Genomic DNA, 23,830 nt, shown 5'->3' with positions numbered 1-23,830 from the left:
AATATAAAAGTTAAAAGAAAATCATCTAAACAAATGGCAAAAACAATACATTGTGGAGGTTACTGCTTAACATGATCATTGAGATGATAGCACAGAATGGAAATGAGGCAATTGATGCAGAAAAATTTGGAGCAAGCCGTATTGAGTTGGTATCGGCTATTCAGGAGGGTGGATTAACGCCAAGTTACGGGACAATCAAACAAGTGTTAAAAATGGTTTCCATACCTGTTCAGGTGATGATTCGGCCGCACAGTTACCATTATTTTTACACCGATCGTGAATTGGAAATTATCCGGGAAGATATACATATGGCACTGGATGCTGGTGCAGCAGGGATTGTCATTGGCGCATTGAATGAGGATAGGACAATCAATGAACCAATACTGGAATCTGTCATTTCTTCATTTCCGCAAGTGGATATTACATTTCACCGGGCATTTGATGAGGTTCCATCGCAAATTGAAGCTTATCAAACATTAGCGAAATATCATCAGAACGTCAAACGAATTTTAACATCAGGGGGGAAAAGCAATTGTTTGGAAGGAAAAATGAATCTGCGAAACCTGGTAGAAATGGCAAACAAATTAAATGGCCCAAAAATAATGCCTGGATCAGGGTTGTCTCCTGAAAATATACAGGAAATTCATTGGGATGTAGGTGCTGATCAATACCATTTTGGCAAGGCTGTAAGGGTGGATCAGACTTTTGAGAATGGAATGGATGAAAAGGCGGTGCGAATGATTCGTAATGTATTATGTAATGAGGAATAGGTTTTTCCAGAAAAAAGTGGACGTCCGGTTCGATTTTTTTGGTTATTACGAACATGGAGGTGATTCACGTTGACCAATTATTATTTTGATGAGCTGGATTTTGAATTTTTAATGGATGTTCAGCCGTTATTAGAGCAATGGTGAAGGGGGAAATTTCCGATTTGGTGGGTTTATTAAAATGTGATAGCAGTTTAATACGTTCATAATAATACAATGATATAAAAAGGCTTGTTGTGTATCTTTAAAAATATGGATGTCTCCAGATTGGACAATTTTTTAGGTTAATTTAATTCCTTTGACTGATTCTATCTAATTAAAGCAGTGGTAAGATTTAAAGGTATGCAGGATAACGAAGAAGATAGTGACATCCTTTTAGAAAGCGCAATCATAATAAAGGGAAGGAAATACTGGATTGGTTTTTTATCACAGGCTGTGGGCGCCGGTTAATGGTGGCACCGGTATAAAGAGATTATAAAGGTAGTACTTCTTAAAATCTTAATGCAACCAAAGAATGTAATGAAACACAACTAATTCCAGGAGGTAAAAGTCATAAATACGAAAACAAATAGCCTATTGTTTCTTGACGTTAATAATCACCATTACGTTGGCTGCAGGTGTTGCCTCCATAACTCCATAACCTATGCTAGTGAACAATCAAATTCAAATGATAGCCTAAGTGATAGGTTAATCCCTTTACCCAGCCACGTTGAAAGTAACAAGGGAACATTACAAGTTAGTAGTCGTTCAAATATTTTGGGTGAAGAATCTGCTGATAAAGATGCCTTACGAGTATTGAAAGAATTTCTAAAAGAAAATGATATTGCCGTCAATAAATTGTTCAACAAGTCTTCCGCAACTATAGCTTTGGGAGAAAATAATCACCTTTCACCAAGAGTCGGTAAATTGCAAAAGCTACTTGAACTTCCTGAACTGTCCAGCTTAAAGAGTGAAGGTTATATGCTAGCGATTCGCTCGGAGACAAATGATATAAGCCATGGAGGAATAATCTTCATTGAGGGAAAAGATAAAGATGGTACTTTTTATGCCGTGAAAACGCTTGTGCAGTTAGCTAAGAAAGATAATGGATCATTAGTATTTAAGAATTCGCTCATAACTGATGAACCATCCATGAGTGTCAGAGGCATTATTGAAGGATTCTATGGGGATCCATGGAGTCATCATGATCGATTAGACCAGATTCATTTCTATGGAGATTATAAGATGAATACATATATTTATGCTCCTAAAGATGATCCGTACCATCGTGAAAAATGGCGTGAACCATACCCGGAAAATGAAATGGAACGTATGAAGGAATTGATCTATACAGCCAAGAAAAATAAAGTTGATTTTACCTTTGCGATTTCTCCAGGTATCGATATTCGTTTCAATGGTCAAGGGGGAGAGGATGATTTTTAAGCCCTGTTAGCAAAGAGTGAATCACTATATGACATGGGTGTACGCAGTTTTGCTATTCTGTTTGATGATATTAGTAATAAAGATGGTGTTAAGCAAGCGGAACTATTAAACCGCTTTAATGATGAATTTATTAAAAAGAGAAAAGATATCAAACCTCTTATCACAGTCCCGACCAAGTATAATACGCAAGCCATGGGTGTGGTTGGTGATTTGAATGCCTATACAAAGGGATTCTCTGAAACGATTGATAAGGATATAAAGATAATGTGGACTGGACAGGCTGTTGTTTCAGAAGAACTCCCTTTAGAAAATGTTGAATTTATGCAAAAGGTTTATGGTGATAGAATTGGCGTTTGGTGGAACTATCCTGTATCAGACTACTTGAAATCAAAACTTGCCCTTGGCCCAATTGTTAATATTGATAAAAGGCTGGAAGGAAAAGTTGACTTTTTTACAATGAATCCAATGGAGCATGCCAATCTTTCCAAAATTGCATTGGCAACAGGAGCAGATTATTCCTGGAATACATCGGAATACGATTCCGATCGATCATGGAATCGTTCCATTGAGCTTCTTTTTGGAGATCTTGCTCCGGAAATGAAAACTTTTGCTAATCATTCATCGCGTATGACAGGTAAAGGTATTGGACGTGAAGATGCTGAGAATGTCCGTAAGACGATGGATCAATTCTGGGAAAAATTATCTAAAAGAAAGGATGCGACAAAAGAAATAAATCAGTTAAACGAAGAGTTTGCTGACATAGTTGAAGCAGCAGATATCTTGAAAGAAAAATTGCCTGCTGAGACACTAGAAGAATCCTCAGAAAACCTGGATAAGCTAAAACTATTAGGGGAAAACGGTAAACTTGCCTTAGATATGGTTTTAGCCAAAAATAATCAAGTGGATGATGCGTACAAAAAATTAAAAAAGAAACTCAAATCCAATTTACCTGCACTGAATCGCGGCGCTAGAGTTTCAGAAAAAACGGTTCTCGCATTTATTAAGGAAGCTCTGGATTTTGATCCTTTACCAGTAGTTTCATTTGATGTTTCAAAAACGTTGGTTGCACCCGTTGAAAAAATACAATTTAAGAATACTAGTTCACTAACCACAGAGGAAATAGAATGGACTTTTAAAGGTGCAAAAGTGGAGCACAGTACAGCACAAAACCCAAAGGTTGTTTACGAAAAGGAAGGGATTTATCCTGTCAAACTAGTTGGCAAAAATCCCCTCGGAAAGGATAAAGTTGTTCGACAGGAATACATTACAGTAACGGATCTTGCAAAAAGCGAAAAGACAAACCTTGCCCTTGGTAAAGAAATCACTGCCTCTAGTAATTGCGCCAAAACGGAGAAATCACAATTTGCAGTCGATGGAAGTACCCAGACAAAATGGTGCGCAAATGATTCTGGTACCCATAAGTTAACGGTGGATTTAGGCGGCACTAATGTAGTGAGTGAAATTGTGATGAAACATGCGGAAGCCGGTGGTGAGCCATCGAGTTCGAATACATTAGCTTATCGTATCCAAATCAGTAAGGATGGGAAAAACTTTAAGGATTTAGTAAAGGTAACAGATAATAAAAGTGCTGTAACAAACGATCAGATTCCCGTCATAAAAGGGCGTTATGTTCGACTAATTGTCGATAAACCAACACAAGGCGATGATAATGCAGCACGTATTTATGAATTTGAAGTGATGGGGCTTGAAGGAGACGTGGAATTGCCGCCAAAATATGAACCGGGGAATCCACGACTAGTAGAAAATGCAGCAGAATTAAATGCGTTAGTAGAACAGCTTGGCAAAGAGGGGGCCATTGATGAAGCAGGTGTTCATTCCTTAATCCTTCACCTGACTGCAATAAATCATTACGAAAACAAACAATTAGCGGACAAAGTTGTCAAACATTTGGAAAGTTTTAAACAAATGCTTGAATATCAGTTGAAGAACGCAGTGATTTCTGAGGAAGTGTATCATAACCTAATGATGAATGCCGATGCTCTAATCGAAAAGTGGCAATAGAATCGTTGTATGAAAAAAGTATGTTTTATCCATATGAAAAGCGAACAGCATCGACTGCCGTTCGCTTTTCACAAGTGTAAGGTTTTTCGACGATATGTAAAGTGCGTGTTCACCATGCCTTAATAACCTATTTGAACATAAAGACCTTTGGTTGGTGGATACTAATCTGTTATTTACAAATATTTTAATTTGTGGTAAAATAATTTCGACTTTTTAAAACCAATTTAATTAGTAGACTCTTTCCTCATAGGGGTATTATTATTAGTTTGTTTTCTATAAAAATATGGGTAGGAACGTTGATTATCCGTAATGAGCAAAACAGGAAATTTAAAAAAGGGGGTTAAATTTGAAAGGGATTACAAGGAGGTTGGTCAATTATATAGATGTGCAGCATCTAAAATTGTTGGCATTGGTGTAACAGCACCCGGGCCAATTGATGGAGGTGATGATAAATTTCTATGATTTAAGTGGTATTTTTATCCCATGGGAATCCATGCGTCTTGGGAAAGGTTCAAAGGGCCCTGTTTACGCCCAAATCAAATGTATACGTGTTTACCGCGCCTTTCAAATGGACAACGGGGAATACGAAACCGAAGCTTGTTGGCTGTTTATTCAGCGAAGAGAAGATGGTGAAACCCGATATTCTGTTAGCAATGCCCCTGAAGGTACGAGCCGGGATGAACTATGCCAGGCATCGATCTTGTGTTGGCCGATCGAGCAGAGTTTCAAGGAGATGAAGGGGCAATTGGGAATGGATCATGTCGAGGCCAGATCATGGCCGGCCTGGCATCGTCATGCGATTTTGGTGTTTATTGCCTATGAATTTCTTTTGAATATCAGATTGCTTGTAACAAATAAAAAAAGACCCATTTTATCCTTGATAATGGCATTGAAGCTAGTCGTGGCATCACTTGTAGACAATGAGGGCCCTATCCGGAAAGCATTAAGGAAAATCGAATACCATTTAAGACGTAACACGACAGCCCACAAATCCCATTCTTTAAAGAGAGAAAGTTGTAGGATTGCGTGAAAGCAAATTAACGCTGTAGTGTTACATTTCGGTAAATAATATGATGGGTCAAGCAGATGCATAAAAATAAAAAGAGGATGTGAAATCTAGGTACTGTCAATAAGTTTGTGTAAATTAATAGAGTATCCTCGGAATTGGGATTTGTTTTCTGACACCTACCCTGGGTACCCAGGGTAGGTGTCAGAAAATTAAATCAGATATTATTTGGTTTCCCGTATCGTTTTTCAAACATGTCCTGTAGCTGCTGATAAGCGCTTGCGAATCCCCTTAATTTTCGTTCTCCCCATCTTTGGTTATAGTCGGTTACTTGAAGGTACACTACTTTTTCTGTCGCCCTTTCGCTTGGTAAACTGTTCATGGTTTTTGTGCGCTTCTTGATTTCCTTCATCGTCCGCTCGATGATGTTCGACGTGTATATCACGCGCTGGATAGACGATGGGTAATCCAGGAAAGTCAGAAGCACTTCTAGATCTTCTTCCCATGATTTCACGACTTTAGGATGCTTCGATTGCCAAACCTGCTTAAATGCGTTAAATTGCTTTCTGGCTTCTTCTTTGGTACTTGCCTGATAAATAGGTTTTAAGTCTTCTGCTATGGCTGTCTGATCCTTTTTACGCACGGCATTTAACGCATTGCGGATTTTATGAACAACGCATCGCTGGACATCGGCTTTTGGGTACACCTCTTTCATAGCTGTTTCCAACCCGGGAAGACCGTCAAACACACCAAGCAACACTTCTTCAGCCCCGCGCTCGTAAAGATCTATCAAAATCTCTTTCCAGCCCAAGGAACTTTCCTGACCGCCTACATAAAATCCGAGAATTTCGCGGTAGCCATTCTCATTAACTCCAATGACGATGTAGACGACCTCATTGGCAACGTCATCCCGGCGCAACTTTAAATAGGTTCCGTCCAAATAGAGGACTGAGTAGCGTTTATTCAATGGGCGTTGCTGCCAGGCCTCAATATTTTCAACTGTCGCTTCCGTGATGTTACTGACGGTTGTGGCGGAGTAGGAAGATCCTAGCATATGTTCAATCATTTCCCCAATTTCACGCGTACTAACGCCTTTCTGATACATGCGCGTCACTGTTTCACCTACCCACTGATCACGGCGTTGGTAAGGATCAAATAATTCCGTCTGAAAGTCACCATGGCGATCACGAGGTACTGCGAGATCATCAATATGACCGTGTTTGGTATCAAGGGACCGTTTGTAATAACCGTTTTTCACTTGTTTCAATTCAGGGTGTTCTACCTCGAAAAACTGCTTTCTTTCTTCCTCCATGATGGTCTCCAACTGCTCTTTGACAAAGTCACGTACAAGGTTATCCAGTTGATTTATAAAGTCATGATCCGTTATACTTTGAGACATGGTAGGGTTTCTCCTCTCTTTATTTGTTGTCCAATTTTGAGGATACCCTACCTCTTTTTTTCGTCTCAAATATTTTACACAAACTATTTTACGTCATCGAAATCTATGAAGGACCAAAATAAAATCATGAGAAGACCAATTATAAATTGGTTAATAGTAATGTTGGTTATTGTGTTGTTTGCTTGTTTAGCCTTGTTTGTATCACAAAAGGCTCTTGCTTCAGGTAAAGAATTAAGTTCGGTAACCAAACCTATCACAAAAGTAAATGACCTAAAGGAAAACATAGACTACTTTGAAGAGACAGGGGAACTTACAAATGAGAATGTTATTCATGAGTTAAAAATCCATTTAACAGCGGTGGAACACTTTGAAAATAATAATAAGTTAACAAAAGTAATAAAACATTTGGATGGATTTAATGAACTTTTAAAACATCAGATTGAAAACGGACAGATTTCAGAAAAGGTATATAGACAACTTAAATCTAATACAGCAAAATTGATAAAAGAAACAAAAATAAAAAATGAAGAACCAAAACTCATGGTTTATTATCGAGCTTGGAGAGACGTAACAATGCAAGGAGTTAATACAGACTTACCAGATGAGAATCAAATGTCTATGGACGATATTCCATATGGGGTTGATATTGTTAATGTGTTCAGCTTTGTTCCAGAGGGAGAGGAAGACCAAGCGGCCCCATTTTTTGAAGAATTAAAAGACACATATGTGCCTAATCTACATGAAAGAGGCATGAAAGTAACTACAGCTATTGATTATCGGGATTTAGTAGATGGAATTGAGTATGTAGGAGAAACCCCGACCGAAGAAGAATATGATAAGTATGCGCAAGAAATACTCGAAGAGAAGGTTTATGCTTATAATCTTGATGGTTTGGATATTGATATGGAATTTTATCCTACAACAGAAGAAGTGGAGATTTCCGACGGTATCATAAAAGCTCTTTCTAAATACATCGGTCCAAAAGGAGAGGAAGGCACGCTCCTTGTGTATGATACTAACGGTTCTAATTTAGATCCTTTTGAAAATATTGCTGATAGTTTTACATATTTAGGCTACCAGCAATATGGATCGGATTCAGAACGAACTGAAAGCGCTATAGCAGATTATGAAGATGTCTTCCCGAAAGGGCGTTTTATGCCTGGTTTAGCATTTCCCGAGGAACAAGATTATAATAATCGTTGGTATGATGCTGAAGAGCCTTATGAAAAAAGCAATATTAAAAATATAGCAGAATACGTTTATGAAAATGATTTATATGGCATGTTTCTGTACGCTCTAGACAGGGATGGTAGAACTTATGAAGAAGAAGATTTAAATCATGTAAAACCTACTAATCTTTTATGGACGAAGACAGCTATATTAGAAGTAAAGGGTTATTCATTAGATGAATCTAAAGAATTAGCTGTTCATCATTGGAATCGTGTTCAAGAATTAGATGGCGAAAAGGATGAAACAATACAGAAGATTCATGATGCAACGTCGATTTATGAAGTAAACAAGGTGTTATTAGGATCGAGCGATAACTTTGAAAAAGATGCTGCTAGTCTTGAGTATGATCCACTATATGAAGAAATATTGATAGAAAATGAACAGTAAGCTTTAAATAGTGGTTAAACCAAGATTAACTAGACAACTGGCAACATTTATGTTCAGGGACTGTTAAGTAATCTGGGACGAAAATCAATCGAGCCTATTGCGCTGGAACTGAGCATGAAAAATGCCAAGTGGGATGACGTTTTGAATTTCGCCAATTGGATGTCTTTTACAAATGTAGATTTCGGTAATATAGAAAATAATCAGCTAACAGTCCGTGCTGCTGTTCTTGCTCAGGATACGTCTATCGAGGTTCGGCTTGATGGGAAGGATGAACCTTTAATTGCAGATATGGATTTGCCAGTTGAAAAAGGAGAACCAGCTCCCATGTTTAAAAATTACCGAGTAAAGTTGAAAAAGCCTTTAACCGGAATCCATACGATTCATATTACATTCAAAAAACCGCGATATACGAGTTGGAGTATTCGTGATAACGGGATAGTCGATGTGGATTGACTTCATTTTACCCCCGATGAAGAACAAGGGGAGATAAGTATAAACTTAATGTTGGATACACTGGAATATCACCGAGATGAGTTATCTGCTGATACCTATCGTTTCTTACAAATACATCTGACTGCGGTGGGGCATTATGAAAAACAGAAAAAGGCTGAAAAAGTGGTCAAACACATGAATAGCTTTACACTGTTACTCGATCAACACAAAGAAAGCGGGTTGATTACCGAGGAAGTATATAATAAGCTTAAATCTTAAACAGATTCACCCATTACAAAGTGGAAATAAACATTTTCCCCATGATTAAAATTAAATTATAATCCTATCATATGTTCCTCACTTAGTATAAAACAAAAACTAGATACTTAGTGAGGAGTTTTATGAATGGATGACTACTTATATCTATTTAGCTAAACACAATTCCTTCAGTCATAAAAATATAAAACTTAACCAAATATCCTGATATTAAAAGTCTAGTTAACATAAATGAAAAATAAAACTATTATCCGGAGGATTACCTAGATAATAGGATTGAAAAAATTCACAGAAATTGTAGAATTCCATTTACGTAAAATTATAATCGTGATATAATTTGAACAACTTATTAAATTAGTTTTAATTAGTTTCGCGATAACCTTTGTTGTGTTCCGTGAACTTAGTTTTTTTATGTTTTGAAATCGCTTTTTTATCTTATGTTGTTATATTTGATTTAAGAAGTTAAAGGATAGGAGGTGGATGAAATGCAAAAAGCCGAAGCTGGTAATACGGATCGAATAAAGCAAATCAACCGTTCTTTAGTACTAAAGATAATACATAAATATGGTCCCGTTTCAAAAGCAGAGATTTCTGCAAAGGTTGACTTGACCTTTGCCACTATTGGGAATATAACATCTGAATTACTTGAAACCGAGGCAATTAAATTAGCTGGTTATGGCAAATCTAACGGTGGAAGAAGACCAGTATTATATGAAATTAATTGGAATAACTTTTATGTCATTGCACTTGCCATTGGTGTAACTGGGATTTCAGCTGCATTAGTCAACCTGAAAGCGGACATTTTTTCTCGTTGTGATGTACCAATGATTGGTGATCAAAATACGCCACTAATAGAAAAGGTTTACAAAGGAGTTGATGGATTATTAGCTCAAGCTGATGTAAACACATCAAAAATTGTTGGTATCGGTGTATCAGCACCCGGACCAATCGATGAAGGAGATGGCAGGCTTTTATCACCTCCAAACTTACAAGGTACGAAGAATGTCAATATCAAACATTTGCTGGAAGAACGCTATCATCTAGTAACTGTTTTAGAAAAGGATGCGAATGCAGCCGCATTGGCGGAGCAATGGTTTGGGGTTGCTCATATGACCGAAAACATTCTATATATATTTGCAGACCAAGGTATCGGTGGCGGAGTCATCATCGACTCAAGAATTTATCGGGGCTTTAAAAACGGGGCAGGTGAAATTGGTCATGTTTCCATTGATATTGATGGGCCAAGATGTAATTGCGGAAACTTTGGTTGTTTAGAGGCGATGGCTTCCGGGATTTCTATAATTAAAAGAGTGAAAAAAGAGATTCATAGGGGAGTTTCAAGTACCTTAACGGATGTTTATTTAAAGAACGAAGACGACCTTACTTTGGAGACGATTATTGGCCATGGAAGGAAGGGGGATCCACTTGCAAAAGAAATTTTAAATGAAACTGGTCGCTATTTGGGCATTGGTGTAGCAAATGCAATAAATTTTTTTGCCCCATCCAAGGTCATCTTTGGAGGACAAATCGTTGATTTATTTCCGGAGATTATCCAGGTAGCTGAAGAAATTGCAAAATCCCGCTCATTCTCGGCTTATGCAACGGACATTACATTTACGAAATCCAGTTTTGGTTTTCAATCTACTTTAATCGGCGCAGCTGCAATCATACAGCAAAGGTTATTTGATTCACCTGAAGAAGCGATTATTCAAAAATAAGTTGCTAACCTTATTTGAGGAGGTGGTGGGCGCAATCGCATATTTTTTTAGCCCGATTTCCCATATTTTAAACATGAAGGAGGAGAAAGTTTATGATGAAGTCACTAAGTAGAAATATTGTATTGTTGTTTATTGTCATAGTATCGTTCGCTATGTTATCTGCATGTGGTAGTTCTAGTGACAACGCCAACTCAGATAATACACTGGAATTGATTTATCAGGCCCCCGATGATGCCTTTGAATCATGGATGAATAAGGTGAAGGATCAATTTGAAAAAGAACACGATGGGGTAAAGGTCAAAATTACACCGGTTCAAAGTAACGAAGGTGACTATTCAAGTAAAAAAATTCTCATGATGAAAACAGAGGATACCGCACCAGATATTGTGATGGAGGACTCCAATGATATTCATGCAGATTCGACTGCAGGATATTTGGAACCGCTGACAGATGATGTGAATAATTGGGATGATTGGGATCAGTTTTACGATCAGGTAAAAGACGGTATGAAGGGAGAGGGTGACAACACATATGGGGCTCCTGTCTCGACCGACGTACGCGGTCTTTGGTACAATAAAAAGGTTTTGGCAAAAGCAGGAATCGATGTGCCCTGGGAGCCCAAAACATGGGATGATGTATTAGATGCTGCCAAGAAGCTTAAAGGAAAAGTTGAAGTTCCAATCTGGTTAAACGCCGGTAAGGCAATGGGAGAAGGCACAACAATGCAAACATTTCTCGTGCTTTTAAATGGTACAGACAATGATTTATATGATGAAGACAGTGATAAGTGGGTTGTGAAAAGTGATGGTTTCTTAAATTCCTTAAACTTTGTGCACAATGTATTTGCTAATGATTTGGGGCCTAGCTTGAGCTGGGGAATTACCGGCCAGGCTGGTGCAAAAGTAGCAACAGAGTTAATGCCAAAAGGAGAAGTTGGTATTGCACTTGATGGTAGCTGGCTGCCGGGTAACTGGCAAGAAGACGGAAATGCACCTTGGCCGGAATGGGAAGACAACATTGATATTGCACCTATGCCAACGGAAAATGGTCAAGACCCAGGTCATGTAACCGTATCAGGTGGATGGACACTTGCTGTCCCTGCTAAAGCCCATAATAAGGACCTTGCAAAAGAATTTATTAAACTGGCAACTAGTAAAGATAATCTGCGGTATGGTTCACAGTTAACACCAAGAAAGGATATCGCTGAGCTGGATGAATACCAAAATCTTAAGTACCAAAAAAAGATGACGGATTTCTTGGAATTCACCAATTACCGTCCAACGTATGATGATTATCCAGCAGTTTCTTCCAATATTCAAGCTGCTGTTGAATCAGTAGCAACGGGTAATTTAACACCTGAAAAGGCAATGGATAAATTTGCAGAAGATACACAGCGAAACGTTGATAAAGAAAATACAACGACAAAATAATTCCAGATAAAGGGCCATCAACACCTTGGTTTGGTGGCCTTACTAAAGAGGTGTCTAATCTTGAGTAAAAGCAAATCCCTAAATGGAAACTTATATTTACGCACGTTTTTCTTTGGTTTGCCAGCGATTGTTTTATTATTGCTGTTTGTTTTAGGCCCCATTTTAATGACGTTTTATTTTTCATTTACCAATATGGCTTTGACAGGTGCAGCAGCAAGTAATACCGAGTTTGTGGGGTTTGATAACTTTGTAAGAATGTTTAAGGACCCAAGTTTTAAAACCAGTTTGATCACTACCATTATATTTTTGATTGCTTCAGCTGTCGTGGGACAACAAGTAATTGGTTTTCTTGTCGCCTTTTTGATGAAGAGAAAAGCACGTCCTTTCAGAAGGATTATTGGCCTGCTTGTGCTTGCCGGTTGGATCACGCCGGAAGTTGTAGTGGCATTTGTTTGGTTTGCTTTTTTAAGTGATGACGGTACATTGAATACCATGCTTGGATTTGCAGGAATTAAACCAATTGCCTGGTTACTGGATTTTCCTTTAATTAGCGTTATCTTTGTTAACATTTGGCATGGTGCAGCATTTTCCATGTTAATGTATCAGGCAGCACTGGATGACGTACCAGAAGAAGTAGAGGAAGCAGCCAAAATCGATGGAGCAAGCGCATGGCAAAGACTATGGCGGGTCACCTTGCCGATTATCAAAGGAGCGACAGTTACCAATATGGCATTGGTGACTTTACAGACACTAGGTGTTTTCACGTTAATTTATGCTCTGACTGGAGGCGGACCTGGGGAAAAAACGAACACTTTGCCAGTATTCATGTATAAAGAAGCATTTGTGAATTACCAAATCGGTTATGGCACTGCCATTTCTTTAGTTCTGTTGGTGTTTGGAATACTTTTAAGCCTGCTTTATATTCGCTTTTTGAAAACTGATTCGTAAAAGAGGGATAAACATGACCAGTAAAAAACACATACAAAAAGCACTGCCTTATATTATCCTTTCCATCATCGGAATTATGTTTTTTATTCCGCTGTTATGGATGGTTTTTGCTTCTTTTGATTCAGAGGCAACATTATCGGTTAAATGGCCTGAGAACTTTTCCGTGGAGAACTGGACAAATGTGTTAACTGACCCGGAAATATTGCGATCCTTTGTGATTGGAATTTTACTATCAGTTATTTCTTCTGTTGTTCTAGTGATTGTTTCAGCATTGGCAGCGTATCCGCTATCACGCTATCATATAAAACATAAAAATTCCATCATCCTGACCATTTTGTTCATGTCTGGTTTGCCAATGACAGCGATTATGGTTCCCGTGTATCAATTGTTTGTATTTTTTAATCTGAACGATTCATTAGTTGCAACCATGTTTTTTTTGGCAGCATCGGGATTGCCGTATGGAATTTGGCTGATGAAGAACTTTATTGATTCCGTGCCAATGACATTGGAAGAATCAGCGTGGATCGACGGTGCTTCCGTATTAGTCGGCCTTAGAAAGGTTGTAGCACCTTTAATGGCACCAGGAATATTTACTGTATTAATTTTCACCTTTACAAACAGTTGGGGGAACTTTTTCGTACCGTTTATTTTAATTCAAACAACTGAAAAGCTTCCTGCATCAGTAACCATTTTTCAGTTTTTCGGAAATCACGGCATGGTCTTCTATGGACAATTAGCGGCTTTTTCCTTCATCTACACGATACCGGTTGTTATCTTGTATTTTATTGGCCAACGGTATATGTCAAAAGGGTTCAGCCTTGGAGGTGCCTCTAAAGGGTAAACAAGGAAAGTGTGGTCAATAAATGGCATGTGAAAGGGAAGAGAGATAATGAAGTATTCTATTGGTGTTGATATTGGTGGTACGAAAGTTGCGGTTGCAATTGTGAATGAAACAGGAGTCGTTGTAAAACAGAATATTATACCAACGGACACTACAATTTTTCCTGAACAAATGATACAAAGCATTATAAAGGAAATTCAAATAGTGATTGCTCAGGCAGAGGTTCCACATGAGGCAATTTTGGGAATTGGTATCGGTTCTCCAGGTCCACTTGACAGCAAAAATGGGGTGATTATCTGCCCGCCCAATTTGCCGTCATGGCGGGATGTTCCAATAAAGGAATCGGTCGAGGAGGAATTATCCTATCCGGTCAGATTGGAAAATGATGCAAATGCTGCCACTCTTGCAGAGAAATGGTTGGGTGCAGGGCGTCAGTGTGACCATGTTATTTATATGACGGTGAGCACCGGCATCGGTGTTGGTATCATTACAGATGGAAAATTGTTGCACGGACAAAACGGAAATGCTGGTGACATAGGCCATATGGTAATGGATCCGTCATTTGGTCGATGTACATGTGGTCAATGGGGTTGTCTTGAAGCTATTGCATCAGGTACAGCAATCGCTAAACAGGGATCGAAATTAGTCGGTAGGACAATCTCCTCGGAACACGTTTTTCAACTGTACTATCAGAATGACCCTAAAATTGTTACCTATATTGATCGTGTGTTTCAATTCCTTGGTGCAGCCTGTGTTACGTTAGTGAATACATTTGATACTGAAATTATCGTCATGGGCGGTGGGGTATCCAAAGTTGGGCAGCCATTATTTACAGCTGTTCAGAAGTATGTAAGTACATATGCGTTAAATCCAAAAGGACGTAAGACAAAAATTGTTCCAGCAGAATTGGAGCAGAATGCCGGAGTCATTGGTGCCGCGTCCTTATGGTTTGAAACGACATAAATGGTTAGGAGGATTAGCAATGAGCAATAAAAAAACGGTTCACATTATTTCCCATACGCACTGGGATCGGGAATGGTATTTACCATATGAGAAGCACCATGTTGGATTGATCAAATTAATGGATCAATTGATAGAGACACTGGAGCAGCAATTAGACTATAGAAGTTTCCACCTGGATGGGCAAACGATTATACTTGATGACTATTTGCAAGTACGCCCGGAGATGCGTGACAAAGTACAACAATTGATTAATGACGGTAGATTGCAAATTGGACCATGGTATATATTACAGGATGAGTTTTTAACAAGTGGGGAAGTAAATATCCGTAATCTCCAATATGGCATGAAAGATGCCAAAGCATGGGGCAGTTTGGCGAAGGTTGGATATTTTCCTGATTCGTTCGGTAATATTGGTCAAGCTCCGCAAATTTTACGTCAGGCGGGAATCGGCCATGCGGTCTTTGGCCGAGGGGTTAAGCCGACGGGATTTAATAACATGGTTGCCGATACAGATGTTTTTGAGACCCCATATTCAGAAATGGTCTGGCGTTCCCCAGATGGATCAACAGTACTTGGTATGCTATTTGCGAATTGGTATTGCAACGGAAATGAAATACCGGTAAATACCAAAGAAGCGAAGATTTATTGGGATGATCGGTTAGCCTCCATGGAAAAATATGCAGCAACACCAAACATGCTAATGATGAATGGTTGTGATCATCAGCCAATCCAAACAGATCTGCCGGAAGCAATTCAAACGGCAGAAAGGTTATTTCCAGAAATTACGTTTGTTCACTCAAATTTTAATGCTTATGTAAATGATTTGAAATCTAGTTTACCCGACGATCTAAAAACAATTGATGGAGAACTGCGTAGTCAACAAACAGATGGATGGGGAACACTGGTGAACACCGCATCTTCCAGGTTGTATTTGAAACAAATGAACTACTTAGGTGAAACGCTTTTAGAAAAAGTGGCTGAACCTTTAGCAACATTTGCCTATATGCTTGGTGCTGATTATGACCGGGATTTATTTGAATATGCTTGGAAAACGTTAATGCAAAACCATCCACATGATAGTATATGTGGCTGTAGTGTTGATGAAGTTCATCGGGAAATGGTAACACGCTTTGCCAAAAGTAAGGATGTTACGCAATCACTTGTGGACGATAGTCTTTCATACATCCAAGCACATGTGGATACAACTATTTTTGAAAAATATGGGAAAGACACACTGCCATTTACCGTATTTAATACAACGGGGCAGAATCGCACTGGCATTATCAGTGTTGTACTCGATGTAAAACGGGAATATTTTGCTGCCGGGGTTATAAAAGACCAGTTAAAAACGTTTCCTTTGGGAGATAAAGTAATTGTTGATGCTGAAGGTAATACCTTTGATTGTCAGGTAGAAGATTTAGGGATCCAATTTGACTATGATTTACCTAAGGATCGTTTCCGTCAACCATATATGTCACGAAGAATAAAGATTACCTTTCAGGCAAAGGATGTACCGGCATTAGGGCTGAAAACTTATGCCTGTATTACGGGGACTGATAGCCGTGCAGAACTTGGTCAAACACTTATTACGGGTGATAAGGTAATGGAAAATGATCATGTACATGTGCAGATAGAAGATAATGGATCTCTTATTTTAACGGATAAAGTGAATGGACATGTCTATCACGATATATGTGTATATGAAGATACTGGAGATATCGGGAATGAATATATGTACAAACAACCAACCAATGATACTGCGTTAACAACAAAGCATGTTTCAGCCAAGGTTAAACTTGTTACAAACACATCATTCCAGGCGACTTATCAGATTTCTCATGATTGGGAGCTTCCAGCAAGTGCTACACCATTACTGGAGCAGGAACAGCAAGAGCTTGTCGTGTTTACAGAAAGAAAAGCAGAACGCTCAACTGAAAAAATACCATTTCGGATAACCACAATGGTTACTTTAACTAGGGATAGCAATGGTGTGGAGGTGGAAACAAGTTTTTATAATCGGTCAAAGGATCACCGACTTCGCGTGTTGTTTCCTACGGATCTAAGCAGCTCTACACATGCTGCTGATTCCGTTTTTGAAGTAGCAAACCGGACGAATGTGCCCGCAGATGGCTGGACAAACCCGGATTATTCGCAACATCAACAGGCATTTGTTGATGCAGGAGATGAAACGGCAGGATTAACGATAGCCAATCACGGATTGACAGAATATGAACTGTTACGAGATGGACGGCAGACAATTGCACTAACGTTGTTGCGATCAGTTGGAGAACTCGGCGATTGGGGGTACTTCCCAACTCCAGAGGCCCAGTGTTTGGGTGATCATACAGTCTCATTTAAAATTATTCCGCACCAAGGGAAGGAATCAAGGTTAAAATCTTATCAGGATGCCTATCAGTATCAGGTACCATGGTCCGTAAAGCAAGTAAACATACAAAAAGCAGATGTGCCACCAGTCTATTCGTTTATCGAACAAAACATTATCTCAAATAGATTAGTCTTTTCATCCATGAAGGTTGCTTTGTCATCTACGGATGTTATGTTACGTTGGTTCAACATCACGGATAGGGAAACAATACTTGATTTACGTGTCCCGAATGGTATCCAGGAAGTTTACCAAAGTAATATTATCGAAGAAAAAAGGATGCCAATTTGGGAAGTGAATGAGGGCGTAAAACTACCGGTGAAGAAATATGAGATTACAACCATTGGATTGAAAAAATAATAATATTGTGGGCGCAGTTTGCTGTTTGATGGCAATTGCGCATACGCTTTTACAGATAAAGGGAGTGTAGCTTACATGCGTAATGAGTTACCCGGATCCATGAAGCAATTGATAGAGAGGATAGATAAGGTTTATGCAGATGAACCCAAGGTTCAGTCTATGTTTGCGAATTGTTTTGCTAATACGTATGAAACAACGCTAAAGCCGCAGGACGATGGAACAATATTCGTCATTACAGGAGATATTCCGGCCATGTGGTTGCGTGATTCAGCGGCGCAGGTTAGACCATATTTAATCTTGGCAGAAGAGGATGAGTATATGGCTGATATCATTGAAGGGGTAATTCAGCGGCATATGTTATATATCAACCATGACCCCTATGCCAATGCATTTAATCAAGAATCGAATGGGAATCACTATCATGATGATGAAACAGCGATGACCCCTTTGGAATGGGAACGTAAATATGAAGTGGATTCATTATGTTATCCAATACAGCTTGCCTATTTATTTTGGAAATCGACTGGAAGAACTAGTCCATTTAATCAGTGCTTTATCAGTGCAATGGAGAAAATTATCAAAACATGGAAGGTAGAACAGCATCATGGGCATGATTCGGATTATTATTTTATTCGCGACAATTGCCCACCACAGGATACACTATCACATGATGGAAAGGGGTCTCCTGTTGGTTATACCGGAATGACCTGGTCTGGGTTTAGGCCTAGTGATGACGCCTGCCAGTACGGATATTTAATTCCTGCCAATATGTTCGCTGTAGTAGTGCTTCAACAATTATCAGAAATTGCTATTGAAATGCTTTGTGATGAGAAATTAGCGGAAAAGGCTTCTGAATTGGCAAAAGAAATTCAGGAAGGGATAGAAACATACGGCAAAGTGGAACATCCGACATATGGAACGATCTATGCCTATGAAACAGATGGACATGGCAACTATAACCTGATGGATGACGCGAATGTACCATCTCTACTATCGATTCCCTATTTAGGCTACTGTGAGCCGGACGACCCTGTTTATCAGAATACAAGAGAGTTTTTATTAAGCGATGACAATCCTTACTATTACCGTGGAAAAACTGCTCGGGGAATTGGCAGCCCGCATACTCCCGAAAATTACATTTGGCATATTGCGCTTGCCATACAAGGGATGACGGCACAGACAGTGGAAGAAAAATCGGCTATTTTGCAGCTATTTAAAAAGACAGATGGTAACACAAATTTCATGCATGAAGGATTCCATGTAGACAGCCCTGAAACCTTCACAAGACCATGGTTTGCCTGGTCAAATTCCATGTTTAGTGAATTTATCCTTAACCTGCATGGTTTCTATGTAAAAGGAAGTGCGCTTGCGGGAAGTGAATCTATGAAATAAATCAATAATAGTAGGGTTGTTACTGAATTTGCTATATTAAACAATTTAGTTAGAAGGTGCAAAGCAAGTAACGCCCTATTCCGGACATCGTTAAAGGCAGACTTAAAATAATTGTCGAATGTACACCTTTTTGACGAGGATTGCTTGTCATTTAGTGAAATGGAAAAAAATTCATAATATAAAAAGTGGGATTCTTATGAAAAAATATATCTTTCCAGAAGGATTTTTGTGGGGGGCAGCTGCGTCGGCTACACAAATTGAAGGAGCCTCCAGACAGGGTGGAAAGAGTAAAAATATTTGGGATTATTGGTATGAAACGGAACCGGAAAGATTTTTTCAGCGGGTAGGGCCAAATGTTACCTCGGATTTCTATCATCAACACCAGCAAGATATAAAACGAATGAAAGACATTCATATGAATTCATTCCGTACATCCATTTCCTGGTCACGTTTACTCCCCGATGGCATACATGTGAATCAAAGAGCGGCTGATTTTTATCATCAAGTAATCGATGAATTACTAAATCAGGGGATAAAGCCGATTATTAACTTGTTTCATTTTGACATGCCTTGGCATTTTCAAGAAAAAGGTGGCTGGGAAAGTCGTGAGGTTGTCGATGCGTTTTCCTATTACGCAGAAACAGCATTTCGGTTATTTGGTGAAAAGGTACAGCGCTGGACAACGTTTAACGAACCAATTGTCCCGGTAGAAATGGGTTACTTAAATCACTATCACTTACCGTGTGTAGTGGATATGAAGCGGGCTGTTGTTGTTGCCTACCATACCATGTTGGCAAGTGCCAATGTGGTAAAAACATATCATGCGGTTGAACAGCATGGCGAAATTGGTATCATTTTAAATTTGACACCTTCCTATCCAAGGAGTGAGGACCCGGACGATGTAAAAGCTGCTCAGATTGCCGATCTATTTTTTAATCGAAGCTTTTTAGATCCGTCTGTTTTAGGAGAATATCCGCAAGAATTGATTGAACTATTGGATAAATATAACCTGCTTCCATTAGTTCAAGAAGGAGATGCAGAGCTGATTCGTGAACATACCGTAGATTATTTGGGTGTGAATTATTATCAGCCAAGACGCGTTAAGAAAAAAGAAACTCTGATTGCCAATGACGGTAACATCTTGCCGGAGAACTTTTTTGATCCATACATATGGCCGGATCGTCGGATGAATCCTTACCGTGGTTGGGAAATATATGAAAAAGGATTATATGATATTGCCAACAACATTAAAGAAAACTACAGAAATATCCCGTGGTATGTAGCGGAAAATGGAATGGGAGTTGCAGACGAAGAACGGTTTATGGATGGGACGGGTATGATTCAGGATGATTATCGCATTGAATTTTACCAAGAACATCTGAAATGGCTGCATCAAGGAATAGAAGAAGGATCAAATTGTTTCGGGTATCATGTGTGGACTTTTATGGATAACTGGTCCTGGTTAAATGCTTATAAGAATCGATACGGTTTTTATCGGGTGGATATCCAAAATCAACAAAGAACGCTGAAAAAGAGCGGATACTGGTTTAAACAGGTTGCAAAGGATAATGGTTTTTAAACGGGGATTGGCCTGAAATCAGGTCAATCTTTGCTGTATTAGATTGACTAGCTGGAATAAGAAATGTCTGGAAGCCATCAACAAAATGGAGGTCTTAAAAAGAGGTTCGTTACCAGCCGAATCCCAAGCGCGAAATAAAATGGAGGTGTATTATGGAGAGGATTCTTGCAATTGATTTAGGCGGGACCAATATCAAAATTGCTCTAGTTGATCAAACAGGTCATATATGGGACAAAAATAAACAATCAACACCGGAAAATTTATTAGCCTTTTTGAAAGTCATCCAAAAAGAGACACAAATGTATGCAGATGTTATTACTGGAATCTCCATTAGTTCACCTGGGGCAGTTACGGGATTTGGAACCATACACGGTTCAAGTGCTGTCCCATATATACATGGCATAAATTTAAAAAAACGGATAGAACAGGCGACAGGGCTACCAGTACAAATCGAGAATGATGCAAATTGTGCTGCACTTGCAGAGGTGTGGCGGGGCTCAGCGAGGGATAAAAAAGATGTTGCTGTAATAGTGCTTGGAACCGGGGTTGGCGGTGCGATTGTGAAGGACGGTTCTATTCATAAGGGGGCTAACCTGCATGGCGGTGAGTTTGGTTATATGATTCTAAATCCTAACAATTTGGGTAGCAAAGTGAATACATTTAGTGAGGTAGCATCGACATCTTCTATCATTCGACGAGTAGCCCGGCGCAAACATATCGATGAAAAATCGTTAAGTGGGGAAAAGGTATTTCAGCTGGCGGAAAAAGGAGACGAGATATGTAAACAAGCCATACAGGAATTTTACCGTATGTTAGCTATAGGTGTATACAATATACAATATACCTTTGATCCTTCGTTAATTTTGCTTGGCGGTGGGATAAGTAATAGAGATGATATTTTGACTGGGCTAAATCGGGAATTGTCTGCGATTGTCAATGATATAGCGCAAGCCACGATAATGCCAATGGTGCAACGATGTCATTTTTTTGCGGATGCTAATTTGATCGGAGCAGTGTATCATTTTCTGCAAAAGACAGACAAGCATTTGTAAACATGTGACGTTGGAAGGAATCTGAAGTTGATACAAATATCTACAGGGCCAATTTTCGCAGTTGAGTAATGGATATGCAAGACAAACATATTACAAGGGAGGACTTATTTTGACAGGAAAATTAAAACCGGGTTTCTTATGGGGAAATTCAGTATCATCAATGCAAACGGAAGGTGCTTGGAATGAAGGTGGTAAAGGACTATCGGTTTATGATGTGATAAAAGCAACGGATCATACATCTGACTGGAAAGTAGCAACCGATACATACCACCGATATAAAGTAGATATCGGGCTGATGAAAGAAATGGGGTTCAATTGTTACCGTTTTTCGATCTCCTGGTCGCGTGTGTTTCCAAGCGGAGACGGGAAAATAAATGAAGAGGGTGTTCGTTTCTATGAGCGGATGATTGATGAGTTACTGGAAAATGGAATAGAACCCATGATTTGTCTTTACCATTTTGATATGCCTCTGAACTTAGCGGAAAAATACAATGGCTTTGCTTCCCGATATGTGGTGGACGCGTTTGCCGCGTATGGAAAGGCGATGATCGATCGGTTTAAAGATAAAGTAACGTATTGGATTACGTTTAACGAACAAAATATCTTTGGCTCAAGGGTTAGTATTGGCGGTTGTACATTACCCGAAACCGAAATGTTACTTTATCAAATCAATCACCATGTATTTATGGCACATGCAAAAGTTACGAATTATTTACATGAAGTTGCACCAAATTGTCAAATTGGTGGAATGATTGCTTATCGGCTTAACTATCCTGCTACCACCAAGCCGGAAGATGTGCTGGCTACGAAACAAGTGGATGATGCGCACAATCAGTTTTATTTGGATGTGTTTACAAACGGGAAGTATCCATCGTTCATTCTAACTTATTTTAACAATCATAACTGTATGCCAGAGATGCTTGAAACGGATGATGAAGAATTGTTGCGTGCGAAAAGTGATTTTTTGGCATTTAGTTATTATGCAAGCAGTATGATTAGCGCGGAAACATTAACAGAAGATACACCTTTGTATCAATATGATATAGCAGGGAAAGTGGATAATCCGCATCTGGATGCAACCGAATGGGGATGGCAAATTGATCCAACTGGTTTTCGACTTATTTTGCGTGATATGTATAATCGATACCAACTACCTGTTTTTCCAATTGAGAATGGAATTGGTGTCAAAGAAACGCTAAATGTGGAGGGCACCGTTGATGATGATTATCGGATTAAATATCATCGGGATCATATAATTGAAATGAAAAAAGCAATCCTGGATGATGGCGTTGATTGTATGGGTTATCTCGGTTGGGGATTGATTGATATTTTAAGTTCCCAAGGGGAAATGAAAAAGCGTTACGGTATGGTTTATGTCAACCGGGGGGAACATGATTTGCGTGATTTAAAACGAATACCCAAAAAAAGTTTTTACTGGATGAAGCGTGTAACGGAAAGTAATGGGGAAGTGTTAGATTAAGATTTCATTGAAAAAATGCTTGTGCTTTACGTTGTTTTAAAAATAGAAATGAAGGGAGTACTAATGACCATTAAATAAAAAATGAAAAGTGGCAAAATTTATTGTTGCAATGATGAAGCTTTGATGAAGGAACAGATGCAATGTCTGGAGGTATTATATGACTTTAACCATACAAGACCCTCTGAGGCAGAAAAGAGAAATGAAATTTTAAAGAAATTGTTGGCCGAAGTAAGTGTCAATGTTTATATTGAGCCACCGTTGCATGCAAATTGGGGAAGACATACACATGTAGGAAATGATGTATAAAATGCCAATTTTAATCTGACATTGGTAGACTATACTGATATTTATAGCCGGCCCATTTATTTTGCCGGATGTTCATATTGGTGAGAACACAGTAATCGGTGCCGGCAGCGTGGTTACTAAGGATATTCCGGCCAATGCTATAGCAATAGGAAGTCCTTGTAAGGTGTTAAGGGAGATCGATGAACATGACATGAAATATTATAATTGGGAATTGAAGAAGGGGATCTATAATTTCGGCAAAAGCCTGTCAAACACTTAAAGCTAATGCTAAGTATCTAATTGAAAAGCACCAATAAAGAATAAACCTAAACGGGATGAAAGCGGTTGATGCTTCTATCTCGTTTTTTTGATTTTTGCTGCAGGTTACCGTGAACCTGAAACGGTTATTCGCGGGTCAACTCTACAACAAATAATAATTTGATTAATTTTTAATTGGA

Annotated in this window: 18 protein-coding genes and 1 pseudogene; 18 read left to right on the top strand and 1 reads right to left on the bottom strand. The window is 38.9% G+C overall.

The features are described from left to right. The first annotated feature begins 71 nt into the window (after nt 1-71). From O2S85_RS15540 to O2S85_RS15525, 4 genes and pseudogenes are all read left to right on the top strand, one after another. Nucleotides 72-770 (top strand): copper homeostasis protein CutC, encoded by a 699-nt coding sequence (locus tag O2S85_RS15540; RefSeq protein ID WP_269410211.1) that lies wholly within the window; start codon nt 72-74, stop codon nt 768-770. Between the two features lie 573 nt (nt 771-1,343). Continuing rightward, nucleotides 1,344-2,789 (top strand): annotated as a pseudogene (locus O2S85_RS15535) (glycoside hydrolase family 84 protein); the annotation flags it as partial. Further along, nucleotides 2,787-4,211, top strand: coding sequence for a discoidin domain-containing protein (locus tag O2S85_RS15530; RefSeq protein ID WP_369420108.1), 1,425 nt, complete (start codon nt 2,787-2,789; stop codon nt 4,209-4,211). The pseudogene O2S85_RS15535 and the gene O2S85_RS15530, both read left to right, overlap by 3 nt. Nucleotides 4,212-4,647: 436 nt before the next feature. Then, nucleotides 4,648-5,241: a transposase gene (locus O2S85_RS15525; RefSeq protein ID WP_269410210.1), complete on the top strand. Its 594-nt coding sequence runs from the start codon at nt 4,648-4,650 to the stop codon at nt 5,239-5,241. Nucleotides 5,242-5,434: 193 nt separating this feature from the next. Here O2S85_RS15525 and O2S85_RS15520 read toward each other — a convergent pair whose 3' ends face one another. Then, nucleotides 5,435-6,616, bottom strand: a complete 1,182-nt coding sequence (locus tag O2S85_RS15520) for an IS256 family transposase (protein ID WP_269410047.1) — start codon at nt 6,614-6,616, stop codon at nt 5,435-5,437. Between the two features lie 105 nt (nt 6,617-6,721). Between O2S85_RS15520 and O2S85_RS15515 the strand changes: the two genes are divergently transcribed. The 14 genes from O2S85_RS15515 (at nt 6,722) to O2S85_RS15450 (ending at nt 23,393) form a co-directional block, all read left to right on the top strand. Continuing rightward, nucleotides 6,722-8,233, top strand: coding sequence for an EndoS/ChiA family endoglycosidase (locus tag O2S85_RS15515; RefSeq protein WP_269410209.1), 1,512 nt, complete (start codon nt 6,722-6,724; stop codon nt 8,231-8,233). 159 nt (nt 8,234-8,392) lie between these two features. Next, complete coding sequence (locus O2S85_RS15510; RefSeq protein WP_269410208.1) at nt 8,393-8,686, top strand: carbohydrate-binding protein; 294 nt, start codon at nt 8,393-8,395, stop codon at nt 8,684-8,686. Nucleotides 8,687-8,734: 48 nt separating this feature from the next. Further along, the gene (locus O2S85_RS15505; protein WP_269410207.1) at nt 8,735-8,944 is read left to right on the top strand and encodes an FIMAH domain-containing protein; all 210 of its coding nucleotides are present in this window, start codon (nt 8,735-8,737) and stop codon (nt 8,942-8,944) included. 482 nt (nt 8,945-9,426) lie between these two features. Further along, nucleotides 9,427-10,659, top strand: a complete 1,233-nt coding sequence (locus tag O2S85_RS15500) for an ROK family protein (protein ID WP_269410206.1) — start codon at nt 9,427-9,429, stop codon at nt 10,657-10,659. 92 nt (nt 10,660-10,751) lie between these two features. Next, nucleotides 10,752-12,089, top strand: a complete 1,338-nt coding sequence (locus O2S85_RS15495; protein WP_269410205.1) for an extracellular solute-binding protein — start codon at nt 10,752-10,754, stop codon at nt 12,087-12,089. A 165-nt stretch (nt 12,090-12,254) separates the two neighbouring features. Next, nucleotides 12,255-13,037 (top strand): carbohydrate ABC transporter permease, encoded by a 783-nt coding sequence (locus tag O2S85_RS15490; protein ID WP_269412608.1) that lies wholly within the window; start codon nt 12,255-12,257, stop codon nt 13,035-13,037. Nucleotides 13,038-13,050: 13 nt separating this feature from the next. Then, nucleotides 13,051-13,878 (top strand): carbohydrate ABC transporter permease, encoded by an 828-nt coding sequence (locus tag O2S85_RS15485; RefSeq protein WP_269410204.1) that lies wholly within the window; start codon nt 13,051-13,053, stop codon nt 13,876-13,878. Between the two features lie 48 nt (nt 13,879-13,926). After that, nucleotides 13,927-14,841 carry an ROK family protein gene (locus O2S85_RS15480; RefSeq protein WP_269410203.1) on the top strand — a complete coding sequence of 305 codons (915 nt, stop codon included), beginning with the start codon at nt 13,927-13,929 and terminating at the stop codon, nt 14,839-14,841. 19 nt (nt 14,842-14,860) lie between these two features. Next, complete coding sequence (locus tag O2S85_RS15475) at nt 14,861-17,584, top strand: alpha-mannosidase (protein WP_269410202.1); 2,724 nt, start codon at nt 14,861-14,863, stop codon at nt 17,582-17,584. A gap of 75 nt (nt 17,585-17,659) precedes the next feature. After that, nucleotides 17,660-18,976: a glycoside hydrolase family 125 protein gene (locus tag O2S85_RS15470; RefSeq protein WP_269410201.1), complete on the top strand. Its 1,317-nt coding sequence runs from the start codon at nt 17,660-17,662 to the stop codon at nt 18,974-18,976. A gap of 196 nt (nt 18,977-19,172) precedes the next feature. Beyond that, entirely contained in the window at nt 19,173-20,555 is a 1,383-nt protein-coding gene (locus O2S85_RS15465) for a glycoside hydrolase family 1 protein (RefSeq protein WP_269410200.1), read from the top strand. 152 nt (nt 20,556-20,707) lie between these two features. Beyond that, nucleotides 20,708-21,607, top strand: a complete 900-nt coding sequence (locus O2S85_RS15460; protein ID WP_269410199.1) for an ROK family protein — start codon at nt 20,708-20,710, stop codon at nt 21,605-21,607. Nucleotides 21,608-21,716: 109 nt separating this feature from the next. Then, on the top strand, nt 21,717-23,087 hold the full coding sequence (locus O2S85_RS15455) for a glycoside hydrolase family 1 protein (RefSeq protein WP_269410198.1): 1,371 nt from the start codon (nt 21,717-21,719) through the stop codon (nt 23,085-23,087). A 123-nt stretch (nt 23,088-23,210) separates the two neighbouring features. Beyond that, nucleotides 23,211-23,393: a maltose acetyltransferase domain-containing protein gene (locus O2S85_RS15450; protein WP_269410197.1), complete on the top strand. Its 183-nt coding sequence runs from the start codon at nt 23,211-23,213 to the stop codon at nt 23,391-23,393. The last annotated feature ends 437 nt before the right edge of the window (nt 23,394-23,830 follow it).

The organism is Lentibacillus daqui, assembly GCF_027186265.1.
In the GTDB taxonomy this organism is placed as follows: domain Bacteria; phylum Bacillota; class Bacilli; order Bacillales; family Amphibacillaceae; genus Lentibacillus_C; species Lentibacillus_C daqui.
The sequence above is the reverse complement of the archived record's forward strand: the minus strand, read 5'-3'. Positions and strand labels throughout refer to the sequence as shown.

What these genes read in the sequence shown, in the direction of transcription:
- O2S85_RS15500 (WP_269410206.1), top strand. Translation starts at nt 9,427, where the DNA reads ATGCAAAAAGCCGAAGCTGGTAATACGGATCGAATAAAGCAAATCAAC.
- O2S85_RS15525 (WP_269410210.1), top strand. Translation starts at nt 4,648, where the DNA reads ATGGAGGTGATGATAAATTTCTATGATTTAAGTGGTATTTTTATCCCA.
- O2S85_RS15485 (WP_269410204.1), top strand. Translation starts at nt 13,051, where the DNA reads ATGACCAGTAAAAAACACATACAAAAAGCACTGCCTTATATTATCCTT.
- O2S85_RS15470 (WP_269410201.1), top strand. Translation starts at nt 17,660, where the DNA reads ATGCGTAATGAGTTACCCGGATCCATGAAGCAATTGATAGAGAGGATA.
- O2S85_RS15540 (WP_269410211.1), top strand. Translation starts at nt 72, where the DNA reads ATGATCATTGAGATGATAGCACAGAATGGAAATGAGGCAATTGATGCA.
- O2S85_RS15505 (WP_269410207.1), top strand. Translation starts at nt 8,735, where the DNA reads ATGTTGGATACACTGGAATATCACCGAGATGAGTTATCTGCTGATACC.
- O2S85_RS15465 (WP_269410200.1), top strand. Translation starts at nt 19,173, where the DNA reads ATGAAAAAATATATCTTTCCAGAAGGATTTTTGTGGGGGGCAGCTGCG.
- O2S85_RS15450 (WP_269410197.1), top strand. Translation starts at nt 23,211, where the DNA reads ATGAAGGAACAGATGCAATGTCTGGAGGTATTATATGACTTTAACCAT.
- O2S85_RS15475 (WP_269410202.1), top strand. Translation starts at nt 14,861, where the DNA reads ATGAGCAATAAAAAAACGGTTCACATTATTTCCCATACGCACTGGGAT.
- O2S85_RS15460 (WP_269410199.1), top strand. Translation starts at nt 20,708, where the DNA reads ATGGAGAGGATTCTTGCAATTGATTTAGGCGGGACCAATATCAAAATT.
- O2S85_RS15480 (WP_269410203.1), top strand. Translation starts at nt 13,927, where the DNA reads ATGAAGTATTCTATTGGTGTTGATATTGGTGGTACGAAAGTTGCGGTT.
- O2S85_RS15515 (WP_269410209.1), top strand. Translation starts at nt 6,722, where the DNA reads ATGAAGGACCAAAATAAAATCATGAGAAGACCAATTATAAATTGGTTA.
- O2S85_RS15510 (WP_269410208.1), top strand. Translation starts at nt 8,393, where the DNA reads ATGTCTTTTACAAATGTAGATTTCGGTAATATAGAAAATAATCAGCTA.
- O2S85_RS15490 (WP_269412608.1), top strand. Translation starts at nt 12,255, where the DNA reads ATGACGTTTTATTTTTCATTTACCAATATGGCTTTGACAGGTGCAGCA.
- O2S85_RS15520 (WP_269410047.1), bottom strand. Translation starts at nt 6,616, where the DNA reads ATGTCTCAAAGTATAACGGATCATGACTTTATAAATCAACTGGATAAC.
- O2S85_RS15530 (WP_369420108.1), top strand. Translation starts at nt 2,787, where the DNA reads ATGAAAACTTTTGCTAATCATTCATCGCGTATGACAGGTAAAGGTATT.
- O2S85_RS15495 (WP_269410205.1), top strand. Translation starts at nt 10,752, where the DNA reads ATGATGAAGTCACTAAGTAGAAATATTGTATTGTTGTTTATTGTCATA.